Here is a 12,087-nt window from a genome sequence, read left to right as displayed (position 1 = left end):
TATTCCAAGTTAGATAACCTAAATGAATGTTTAATATCCATTAAAATATTGTTTTTAACAAAATAGTTAACATTAAGGGTTGATGATTTTGTTTAAAATACTAATAATGATATCACAGCCTTTATTAATTTCTTTCACACTAATATTTAAAGGTGGAGAAACTCTAACAGCTTTTTTTTCCCATAAAAGCCAAAACAATATTAGTCCCCTATCCATGGAATTTAAGACAAGAGTATTAGCTGTTGATTTTTTATCAAATATTATAGCAAGCATTAATCCTTTTCCATTGATTCTTTTTATCAAAGGATGTTTTAATCTTTTTCTAAATAATTTTTCTTTTGCATCAACACTATCTATTAAATTTTCTTTGTAAATAGTTTCTATTGTTGCTAGTGCTGAAGCTGCAACTACTGGGTTACCTCCAAATGTTGTAATATGACCTAGTTTTGGTTTACTTTCAAGTAATTTCATTATTTTTTTAGATGAGCAGAAAGCCCCTATAGGTAGTCCGCCACCCATTCCTTTGCCCATTACAAGTATATCGGGTACTAAATTAAAATGTTCAAAACTAAAAAGCTTACCTGTTCTTCCAAAACCAGGCTGTATTTCATCTAATATAAGGAGAGCTCCAGTATCCTCACATTTTTGTTTAACTAATTTTAAATAGTTGTTTGTTGGTAAAATAAATCCAGCACCTCCTTGAATAGTTTCCAAAACAACAGCTGCAGTTTTTGTAGTAATTAGATTTATATCGTCAATGTTATTAAAACGAATAAAATTTACTCCAGGAAGTAAAGGTTCATACCCTATTTTTTGTTTTTTAACACCTAATAAGCTCAGGGCTCCATGAGTACTTCCATGATATGAATTTTCTGCAGCAATAAACTCTTTCCTCCCCGTTGCCTTTTTCGCAACTTTTAAAGCCCCCTCAATTGCTTCAGTGCCTGAATTTGTTAAATATATGACATCTAATTTGTTTGGAAGTTTATTTACAATATTTTCACATAGCTCAACAGCAGGTTTTTGAATGTATTCTCCATAAACCATAACATGCATGTATTTTTTTAACTGTTTTTTTATTTCTTTTATAACTGAAGGGTGCCTATGGCCTAGAGGATTTGAAGAAATCCCAGCAATAAAATCAAGATATTTTTTATTTGATTTATCCCAAATATATGAGCCTTTTGCTTTTTTTATTTCTAAGCCTATTGGGTCAGGTGTTGTTTTTGCTTGATATTTTAAAAACTTATTTTTCATCGATTAAAATCCAATTCATAAAAAAAAGATTTTGGAATTTCAATACCATTTATTTTTGGAAGAATTAAGTTTTTATCTTTTTCACTAAATAGATCATTTTCATTTTTAGGTTTTTCATCATTTCTCCACACAAAACCTTTAAGTTTTCTTTCATTTTCATCAATTTCTTTATCTGGGAACACTTCACCATTTGGATTGATATGAAAGGTGATATCTGAAATTTCGTTATTTATCATTATCATGTCAAGTGAACTACAAATAGTCTTATTAATACCGATTAACTCATTATCTTCATCTGAATATAAATAATAAATTACCTGTGTGTTTTTTATAACTTCTATATTATTTAACTGACCATCAATAAAATCCCCATTTAATAAACCTCCTTTGATTTGATTAAATCCATCTTTGCCAATACTATCTTTTTCAATAATAAATGCCTCTCCTATTATTTTAAGTGAGTCAAGTTTCTTTGTTTTTAAATTTGATAAAAGAAAAATTTGATTACCAGTCATTTGACTATCGCCAAACCACAATATTGGATTACGTTTATTTTTATCTTCTTCAGTGAACAATTGAAGTTCTTTATTTGTTAAAGGTTTATTGATAAGCTCAATATCCCCAGTTTGTTGATTTAAAAAAAGGGAATCTGATCTCCCTTTGACATCAGACTTAAAAAATCGAACATCATAGAACCCCCTTAAAACTCTATTATCTTGAGGGCCTGTGGCTATTAAAGTATCAGCGTGAATGAATAGAGAATCATTTTCAATAATATTAAGAGCAACAGCTCTTTTCGTTATAATTGCAGAATCCTTGGCTTTAAAAACCTCTCCGTAATGACCATAAATAATGGAGTTGTTCATGGTGTCTTTTATTCTTACTCGATTTGTTGCAGACGCGTATTCTTTACTTTTTTCAAAATACAAGCTGTCTCCCGAAATTATTTTTCCATCATAAATTATTTTTCCATTTTTTTGAAAATTTCCTTTCTCTTTTTTTAAATCGTAAAAACCTCTTTCACAATATATTGAATAATCCTCACCAACTATATCGGTTGGACCGTAAAGATAAGCGTTGTCTATATCAGTGAAATAATCTAGCCTCTCAGATTTAACAGAGTATTTGGGAGAGTCAATTTTCACACTAGAGGTGAATCTATATTTATTTTCATTCATAAATAAAGAGCCTTTATTGCTTGTAAGAACTGTTGAGCTATCAATTACTTTGCCAAAAGTATTATAATATCCAATCTGCTTTTTCCTGTCTAAATAAAGTGTATCAGTTTCTAGGGACATATCAGGTTTTTTTAAAAAAACAGCACCCCATGCCTTTGCTTTTTTCAAACTTCCATCATACTCGAGGTAAGAACATGTCATCGTTAAACTATCACCTTGAGTAAATACAATATTACCTTCAGCTCTAAAAAAATTAGATTTGTTATAAAAAAATGCTTTGTCAGAAATTATTAACGCTCCTTCATGATAGAGGTTGACACGAGTATTCATATCCTTTAATAGTATATTAGCGCCAGGGTATAGTAATTCATTTTGATTCGAACTTCCAGCTTTTCTAATTTCTATCACCTTAGAATCTTGGCCGACAATCATAAGACATCCTATGATGTTAATAAAAATAAAAATAAGTGCTCGATACAAAAGCTAGTTTTAATAAATCAATTTATAAAAATAGTTTGTTTACGATCTGGTCCTACAGACACTATTTTAATTGGAGTTTCTAATTCTTTTTCTAAGAATTTTATATATTCTTTAAATGTTTCAGGAAAATATTTTTCATCTGTAATTTTTGTTAAATCTTCTGACCAGCCTTTTAATTCTTTATATACTGGTTTTAGCCCCTTAGCTCCTGAATCATAAGGGAAAAACAATGTTGTTTCTCCATTTTCCATTTCATATGAAGAACATGCTTTGATATTCTTAAATCCAGATAACACATCTCCTTTCATCATCATTAATTGAGTTACTCCATTTATTTCAATAGAATATTTAAGAGCAACTAAATCAATCCAACCACATCTTCTTGACCTTCCTGTAGTAGAACCAAACTCATTTCCAACCTTTGCCATAGTTTTTCCACTTTCATCAAATAATTCTGTAGGAAATGGACCTCTTCCCACTCTAGTTGTGTAAGCTTTAAAAATACCAAAAACATTTTTTATTTTATTAGGCGCTATACCAAGCCCTGTACACGCGCCTGCTGCAGTAGTATTTGAAGATGTAACATACGGGTATGTTCCAAAATCTATATCAAGTAGTGATCCCTGAGCACCTTCGGCTAATATTTTTTTACCTGCTTTTTGAGCCTTGCTAATATATTCTTCGCTATCAACTATTTGACAAGATTTGATAACTTCTAATGATTCAAAAAACTCTTTTTCCATTGACTTTAGATCAAATTCAATTTCACTATTAAAATAGTCTAACATTTTTAAATGTTTTTTTGAAAGTAAATGGTATTTATTTTTCCAATCAGTAAGAAGAATATCACCTATTCTGATTCCATTTCTTCCAGTTTTATCCATATAAGTTGGACCTATTCCCTTTAGAGTTGACCCAATCTTAGCTTTACCCTTAGAAGCCTCAGAAGCAGCATCTAGTAATCTATGAGTTGGCAAAATAATATGAGCCTTTTTTGAAATCAAAAGTTTTGTCTTGAAATCAATATTGTATGGCATTAGACCTTTAATTTCTTTTCTAAATATTACTGGATCTATCACAACGCCATTTCCAATAAGATTTATTGCTGATGGATGAAAAATTCCAGATGGAATTGTATGAAGTACATGTTTAATTCCATCAAACTCCAGAGTATGTCCTGCATTTGGACCTCCTTGAAAGCGAGCGATTATATCATAAGATTTTGTTAATACATCAACAATTTTCCCTTTTCCTTCGTCCCCCCATTGGAGTCCGAGTAACAAATCAACAGCCATATTTTAATAAATTCTTAAACGTTTTTTTTTGTGCCGTAAAAATACAATGAATGATTATGAATATTAATATCAAAAACTTCTTCAATTGTTTGTTTAATTTGATGAATTCTGGGATCACAAAATTCTTTTACATCTCCCGTGTCAGTAAAAATTACATGATCATGTTGTCTGTCAAAATATGATTTTTCATACTGAGCGTGAGCATTTCCAAATTGATGTTTTCTAACTAACCCACATTCAAGTAAAAGATCTATAGTGTTGTATAGAGTAGCTCTACTGACTCTATAGTTTTTATTTTTCATTTTGATATATAAAGATTCTATATCAAAATGTTCTTTACTTGCATAGATTTCAAATAAAATAGCAAAACGCTCTGGTGTTTTTCTGTGATATTTTATGTTCAAGAAGTTTGTAAAAACTTCTTTGACAACGTCTTGTTGTGACTTTACTTCTTTTTGTGATTCTATTTCTTGCATCTTTTACAAATATAATCTTTTATTCAGTTACTCTCGAGTAACCTTTTCAATTCCTTTCATTTTCTGTAAGTTTTTTACCATTTTATTTAAAATAGTTTTGTTTCGAACTCTTACACCCACATTCCCTTTAAAAAGGCCATCCTCAGTTTCAAAATTAAGTTTAAATATATCAACATTCATGTTACTAGAAATCACTCTAGTTAACTCATTAACCAAGCCTATATTATCTATTCCTGTAATTCTAAGAATAGCAGTAAAAATATCTGTGGATGAATTAATCCACTTAGCATTAATTATTCGGTAAGCAAATTTTGATTGCATTGAAAGAGCATTGCTACATTTTTTTTTATGAACCTTAATTCCTTCATTAATTGTAATAAATCCAAAAACTGAATCACCAGGTATTGGATTACAGCATGATGCAATCATATAACTTAATGATTGTTGATCTTTACCAAAAACTAATTTATCATAATCATTTATTTTAATATTCTTACTTATATATGAGGAGTTGTATTTGAGTCTTTTTTTAAAAAAACTAATAAATTTATTGTTGTAATCGGATGAAAATTGTCTAATTTTTTTATTGTCAAGAGTTCCAGATCCTACCTGATAGTAAAGATCAGAACTTGCATTAATTTTAAAAAATCTTAGCATTAACGTAATAACCTTATCAGTAAGGATGATTTTAAGATGTTTTAATTTTCTTCTTAATATTTCTTTTCCATCCTCTTCAATTTTCTTTTTTTCCTCATTTAGCGAGGACTTTATTTTTGATCTAGCTCTTGAGGTAACAACAAAATCAAGCCAATTTGCATTTGGTTTTGTGGCTTCTGAAGTTATAATTTCAACTTGATCACCACTTTTCAGAACTTTACTTAATGGAACAAGTTTTTGATTTATTCTAACACCTCTAGTTTTTATTCCAATTTCTGTGTGAATACTAAAAGCAAAATCCAATGCAGTTGAGCCTTTTGGAATTGAGAGTAAGTCACCATTTGGGGTAAAAACAAATATTTCTTCAGAGTACAAGCTTAGTTTGAAGTCATCTACAAAGTCAACAGCATTAACGCTATTCTCCTTTAACAACTCCTTTAAACGATCTAGCCAGTCTTCTATTCCGACATCATTTTTATTTTCAATTTTATATTTATGATGAGCAGCATATCCTTTTTCTGCTATTTCATGCATTCTATCTGATCTAATTTGAACTTCAACCCATTGATTTTCAGGTCCACTTACTGTAACATGAAGAGCTTCATACCCTGTAGATTTTGGTGCTGTAATCCAATCTCTTAATCTAGTAGGATTAGGAACAAAATGATCAGTTATAATAGAATATATTTTCCAAGCAATGAATTTTTCATCAACTCTTTCAGCACTATATACTATCCTAATAGCAAATTTATCATATATCAATTCAAATGGAATTGATTGATTTTCCATTTTGTTGAATATTGAGTATATAGATTTACTCCTCCCGTTTATAGAATATTTAAAATTTTCTTTGTTTAAAGTTTTTTGAACCAATGAAGAAAATTTCTTTATATATAAATCTTGTTTAGTTCTGCTTTTTTCAATTTTATTTTTAATCTGATTATATTTTCTTAAATCAGTATGTTTAAGGCCTAGATCTTCAAGCTCAGATTTGATATTATAAAGACCAATTCTGTGGGCTAAGGGTGCATAAATGAAAAGAGTTTCTGCTGCAATTTTCTCTCTTTTATCTTTAACCAAACTATTAAGAGTTTTCATGTTATGCAGACGATCTGCAATTTTTATAATAATAACTCTTATATCATCATTAAGAGTTAATAGCATTTTTCTAAAGTTCTCAGCCTGAAGAGAATCGTATTTATCTTTTTTTAAATTAGAAATTTTTGTTAGTCCAACTACAATTTTAGTGACAGTTTTCCCAAATAAACTTTCAATTTGATCAACATTATAATCTGTATCCTCTAAAACATCATGTAATAATGCTGCTGCAATTGAAGTTGCATCAAGTCCAATTTCATCAGCTACAATTTTAGCAACTTCAATTGGATGAAAAACATAAGCTTCACCAGATTTCCTTCTTTGGTTTTTATGAGCGTCAACTGAAGTGTCAAAAGCTAAGCGAATCAGCTTTTTATCGCTAGCTGTAAGTCTTTGATAGCTTATTCTTAACAACTCCTTATACTGCCGAGCGATTTCTTTATTTTCTATAACTTCATCTACTAACATAATTATATGAAGTTAACTTTTTCTTTTGTTAAGACCAAGGATTTTAATTATCTATACAATGCTTTAATAGTATAGCTGCAGCAACTGAAACATTCAAGGAATCTATGTTGTTATTCATATTGATTTTAACAATTTCTGATGAATTTTCAATCCATTTTTTTTCAAGACCTTTCGATTCGCTTCCAACAACTATAGCGCAAGGTTTATTGTAATTTGCTTTATTCATTGGGATTGAATTAGTTGTTAGTGCTCCAGAAACTATATTAATATTGTTCTTTAAAAAAAAACTTATTATATCATTTGAGCTTGATACAATTATCGGAATACTAAAAATTCCTCCTAGGCTAGATCTAATTATGTTTGGATGGTATAGATCAGTTTTTGGATTAGTAAGTATAAAAGCTGAAATTCCTAAACCTGAACTTGTTCTTAATAACGCTCCAATATTTCCAGGTTTTTCAATTGATTCAGCAACTAAAATTATAGCTTTTTTATTTAGTTTAAACCCCTCTAATTCATGACTTTTTGATATTCCAATACCTATAAATTTTTCACTACCAGAACGGATGGTTATTTTATCAAATAATTCATCCTTAATTATTATAAAATTAGAAACTTTTTCAGTGAAGTCAATGAAGATATTTGAAGATCCCTCACGAATAAAAATGATTTTAAAATAATAATTTCCGAGTAAAGCTCTTTCAATTTCTTTTTTACCTTCTACTACAAAAAGCTTTTTCTTTTTTCTTTCTCTAGACTTTTTTTGTAAAGTCAAAAGATTTTTTATGTTTAGGTTTTGTGCGCTTGAAACTATTTTCACATTAAATTCAAATAATGAATATTTTATTTTTGAGTGCTAAATTTTTCTGAATAACGTTTCCATAATTCAGTTTGATGAGTTTCTAAACTTATTTCTCGACCATTAATAAAGGCATTAGAAAGTATATTAGTTCTCATATCCAGAGCATCTCCTTTTGAGACAAACAATGTAGCATCTTTCCCTACTTCTAAGCTTCCTAATTGTTTATCAATGCCTAATATCTTAGCTGCATTAATTGTTATCATTTTTAAAGCCTCTTCTTTGTCAACTCCATAAGCTGAGAAACTTCCTGCATAGAATGGAAGATTTCGGGTATTCATTCTTTCCATTTGTCCACTAGGATCTATACTTACAATAATTCCCTTTTCAATTAATTTCTTTGCTAACTTAAAAGTTAATTTAGGATCATGATCTTCATTATCTGGCAATCTGTGTGGCCGTGAGATAATTACAGGTATCTTATTATCTTTCAAATATTTTATTTGATTAATTGATTGTTCTCCATGAACTAAAACAATATTTTTTATTTTTTGTTCTTTTAAAAAATTAACACCATCAACTATTTGTTTTTCATAACTAGCGTGTAAATACATCGTCTTTGATCCGTCAAAAACACCTTTCATAGATGAATAGGGGAGGTGTTTGGGTTTTTGACCTGAGTACACCTTTGACTCTTCAAAAAAGTTTTTAATTGATGTTGTTGATTTTAAATAGTCTTTATTTTCCTTTAAAGAGGGGTCTTCTCCTAGCCACCATCTTCCCCTTGAGTATGGACTTGGCCAATTCATATGAATACCTTCATCTGATTTTAAAAGAGCATCTTCCCAATTCCATGCATCTAGCTGCATCACAGATGAACTTCCTGATATAGTTCCTCCTCTTGGAACAACTTGAGCAATTAAAACTCCATTTGGTCTCACACTTTCTACAACTTTTGACTCCGCGTTATATGCAATCGCACTTCTTATGTGGGGAAGAAAATCCCCTAATTCATCTTCATCATCTGATGCTCTTACCGCATCAATTTCAACTAACCCTAAAGTAGAGTTTATTGCAATAAAGCCAGGGTATATATGTTTTCCATTTGCATTTATTACCCTAGATTGTTTTTTAGATAAAAGCAAAGGAAACGAATCTTCTTTAGAGATGTTTTCACCAACATAATTTATTATTCCGTCAGAAAAGCTAATAGAACCATTTTCAATTGTTGTTCCGTTACCTATATGAATAAAAGCATTGGTGATAAGAATGTTTTGAGTTTGTTCATTTGCAGGAGTTTGCTGACCTAAAACTAAGTTTAGTGATATAATGCAAAATAAAATTGTTGTTTTTTTCATAATTTTTAGTCTAAAGTTTCACAATGAAATTCTCTTCTAGTAAAATTTTTCGGTTCCTGAGTAGGGGCACCTTTACTTGAAGCATCAAGCATTTGTCCGATTAAAAAATTTCTTTCTTTTTCTATAGATTTAATTTTTTTAGAAACATTATCAATTGAATAATAAGTTTTTCCTTGAATCATGGTTTTTTCAGCTATGGCATATATTGACATTGGATGATCAGACCATAAAACTAAATCTGCATTTTTACCTATTTTGACACTTCCCACTTTATCATCTATATGTAATAATTTTGCTGGATTTAATGTTACAAATTTCCAAGCATCTTCTTCTGAAACTCCACCATATTTAATTGCTTTTGCAGCTTCTTGATTTAAGCGCCTTGACATTTCTGCACTATCAGAATTATAGGCTACTAAAACTCCAGCATTATGCATGATGGAACCATTATATGGTATAGCGTCATTAACTTCAAATTTATATGCCCACCAGTCTGAAAATGTAGAAGCGCCAGCTCCATGTTTTTCCATTTTGTCAGATACTTTATAACCTTCAAGTATATGTGTAAAAGTATTTATTCTAAAATCAAATTGCTCAGCAACCTTCATTAACATATTTATTTCACTTTGAACATATGAGTGGCATGAAACAAATCGATCTCCTCTTAAAATTTCCCATAAAACTTCCATTTCAATATCGTATCTAGGAGATTTAGTTTTTCTTTTTAATTTTTCAGATAGCTTGTTGTATTTAGCCCATGTCTCTCCATATTCTTTAGCCCTTTGAAAATTATCAATAAAGACTTGCTCAACACCCATTCTTGTTGAGGGAAAACGTAATTGTCTTGTAGACCTAGATTGTTTGACATTTTCTCCTAAAGCAAATTTTATAAATGGATCTGCATTTTTATAAAGCATTTTTTCAGCAGATTCCCCCCATTTAAGATTAATTATTGCAGATTGTCCGCCAATTGGGTTTGCTGACCCATGAAGAATCTGAATTGTTGTTACACCACCTGCAAGATTTCTAAAAATATTTATATCATCAGGATCAATAACGTCTTCAATACTTACTTCTGCAGATGAATTATGCCCTCCTTCATTAATACTTGAGGCCCCAATATGAGAATGTTCATCAATAATCCCACTAGTCAAATGTTTTCCACTAGCATCAATTACTTCTATATTATTTGTGTTTTTAATATTTTTTCCAATAATACTTATTTTACCATTAACAACAAGAACATCAGTGTTTTTAATAATTCCTTCTTTTTCATTTGTCCATACCGTTGCATTTTTAAATAAAATGTCTTTTTGTTTTGGTAAATATTTATTCCCATAGGCATTGTTTGGATAAGTAATAGCTACAGGTTTATAAAAATTTTTATTTTTTATTTTCTTTGAATCTACTTTAGACATTGAATCACTTTTGATAGACTTAGCTGTCCATACAAATGAATCCCCCTGGAAATCAATACCATTGCCATTTAGAGTACTTTTATCATTTATTTTACTATTAAATTGAGCAAAAGTATTTTTATTTTTATCAATAATAGTAATATCTAACCAGCCATTACTATACTTTGATTTAGTTGAAAATGTTGTTGAATCTTTAGTAACCTTTGCAATCAACTTCTTATCACTTCCTTTAAGGTTCAGTTTAAAAAGTTCATTATTAATTAAAAAATCATAATCACCATCTACATTAATAATATTATCGTTTACCAATATGTGGGGTTTGCCTTGAATCCAGTTCTCAGTAATAATTGTTTTGTCTTTGAATAATTCATCAGAAGTGATAATGAAATTAGCCAAACTATTTGTCTTAAGAACCCCTATTTTATCTTCCATTCCTAAAATCTTGGCAGGATAAGTTGTAAGTGCTTTTAGAGCAATAATTGGATCTAAGCCATAATTAATTGCTTTTTTAATATTACTAAAAAACTCTTCTGATGATTTTAGATTAAATCCGGTAAAAACAAAAGGTATATTATACTTTGCTACTTTATTAGGGTTTGATGGTGCTTGACTCCAATATCTCATCGAACTTAATGGAATTTGTTTTGTCAATAGAGGGTCAGATACATTTGTTGCTTTCGGAAAATTTAAAGGAAGTATTAATGTAACCCCTTGTTGTTTTAATTCTCTTAAATTTTCATATTCTTTTCCGCTTCCGAGAACAGCAAAATTCTCACCAATTTCTTTTCCTAATTTAATCGCTCGGATAGTGTTTAATTTATCACCACCTGCGTCAAATATTTTGGGCAAGCTTTTATTCTCAATAAGCGCTTCAATAGATAAGTCATTAGTTAATGAATTTCCTAACTCATACCAATTAGCATCATGATACAATTGACGGATTAAAGCAATTGAACCCATAATAGAACCAGGATAATTTTGATTAGAGGTAACACTTTTTTTAAATGAATAGTGCTCAGTTGATTTTTTAGATAATATTCTTTTACTATCATTTTCATGATCATTAAGGTTTAGCAATATACCTGTTCCTCTGATGATACCATTTGCTCTATGAGTGTTTACAACTCCAAAACCCATTTTTCGAATTTTTGAAGCAGACTTTTTATCATATTTATAATCACGGATGCTGTTATAATCACTTAAAATATGATCATTCCAATAATATCCTTCCCTACTAGGCTCAAATTGATAGCTCCTGCCAGGAGAACCAATTCTTTTAGCCTTTTTAATTCCAAATTCAGAATATACTTCTATAAAAGAGGGGTATATGTGTTTTCCTGATTTATTGTAAACTCTTGTATTTTCTGGTATTAATATATTTTTACCAACACTAACTATAATTCCATTTTTTTCTAATAATGTAGCGTCATTAATTACATTTTCAGCAGAAATGTGGATAGTAGCATTAGTAAATGCTTGATAGCTGTTTTTTGTTGTTTTTACACCAGAATTATTAGGGAAATAGCTTTGTGCTGTGACAAAGGTCAGGGGCATTATAAAAAGAAAAATATATTTTTTCATCTATTTATATTATTATATTATT

Annotated in this window: 8 protein-coding genes; all 8 read right to left on the bottom strand. The window is 29.7% G+C overall.

Annotated features, from left to right (window positions below):
• Window positions 1–72 precede the first annotated feature (72 nt).
• Genes AC34EU_RS02895 through AC34EU_RS02860 form a run of 8 tightly spaced genes read right to left on the bottom strand, consistent with a single transcriptional unit; the run spans window position 73 to window position 12,065 of the window.
• On the bottom strand, window positions 73–1,257 hold the full coding sequence (locus AC34EU_RS02895; protein ID WP_487533661.1) for an aspartate aminotransferase family protein: 1,185 nt from the start codon (window positions 1,255–1,257) through the stop codon (window positions 73–75).
• Entirely contained in the window at window positions 1,254–2,915 is a 1,662-nt protein-coding gene (locus AC34EU_RS02890; RefSeq protein WP_487533660.1) for an OstA-like protein, read from the bottom strand. Before AC34EU_RS02890 ends, AC34EU_RS02895 begins: the two co-directional genes overlap by 4 nt.
• A 17-nt stretch (window positions 2,916–2,932) precedes the next feature.
• Window positions 2,933–4,210 (bottom strand): adenylosuccinate synthase, encoded by a 1,278-nt coding sequence (locus AC34EU_RS02885; RefSeq protein ID WP_487533659.1) that lies wholly within the window; start codon window positions 4,208–4,210, stop codon window positions 2,933–2,935.
• Between the two features lie 14 nt (window positions 4,211–4,224).
• Window positions 4,225–4,686, bottom strand: a complete 462-nt coding sequence (locus AC34EU_RS02880) for a Fur family transcriptional regulator (protein WP_487533658.1) — start codon at window positions 4,684–4,686, stop codon at window positions 4,225–4,227.
• Window positions 4,687–4,713: 27 nt separating this feature from the next.
• On the bottom strand, window positions 4,714–6,909 hold the full coding sequence (locus tag AC34EU_RS02875; protein WP_487533657.1) for a RelA/SpoT family protein: 2,196 nt from the start codon (window positions 6,907–6,909) through the stop codon (window positions 4,714–4,716).
• 43 nt (window positions 6,910–6,952) lie between these two features.
• Window positions 6,953–7,729: a TrmH family RNA methyltransferase gene (locus AC34EU_RS02870; RefSeq protein WP_487533656.1), complete on the bottom strand. Its 777-nt coding sequence runs from the start codon at window positions 7,727–7,729 to the stop codon at window positions 6,953–6,955.
• A gap of 23 nt (window positions 7,730–7,752) precedes the next feature.
• A complete protein-coding gene (locus tag AC34EU_RS02865; RefSeq protein WP_487533655.1) occupies window positions 7,753–9,066 on the bottom strand; it encodes an amidohydrolase family protein in 1,314 nt (437 codons plus the stop codon).
• A gap of 5 nt (window positions 9,067–9,071) precedes the next feature.
• Window positions 9,072–12,065, bottom strand: a complete 2,994-nt coding sequence (locus AC34EU_RS02860; RefSeq protein WP_487533654.1) for an amidohydrolase family protein — start codon at window positions 12,063–12,065, stop codon at window positions 9,072–9,074.
• Window positions 12,066–12,087 lie beyond the last annotated feature (22 nt).

Source organism: Candidatus Marivariicella framensis (assembly GCF_982709265.1).
Note: the sequence above shows the minus strand (reverse complement) of the source record. Positions and strands in the feature narration are given on the sequence as shown.

Coding starts and splice junctions, on each gene's coding strand:
- AC34EU_RS02895 (WP_487533661.1), bottom strand. CDS start 1,257: ATGAAAAATAAGTTTTTAAAATATCAAGCAAAAACAACACCTGACCCA.
- AC34EU_RS02860 (WP_487533654.1), bottom strand. CDS start 12,065: ATGAAAAAATATATTTTTCTTTTTATAATGCCCCTGACCTTTGTCACA.
- AC34EU_RS02865 (WP_487533655.1), bottom strand. CDS start 9,066: ATGAAAAAAACAACAATTTTATTTTGCATTATATCACTAAACTTAGTT.
- AC34EU_RS02875 (WP_487533657.1), bottom strand. CDS start 6,909: ATGTTAGTAGATGAAGTTATAGAAAATAAAGAAATCGCTCGGCAGTAT.
- AC34EU_RS02885 (WP_487533659.1), bottom strand. CDS start 4,210: ATGGCTGTTGATTTGTTACTCGGACTCCAATGGGGGGACGAAGGAAAA.
- AC34EU_RS02880 (WP_487533658.1), bottom strand. CDS start 4,686: ATGCAAGAAATAGAATCACAAAAAGAAGTAAAGTCACAACAAGACGTT.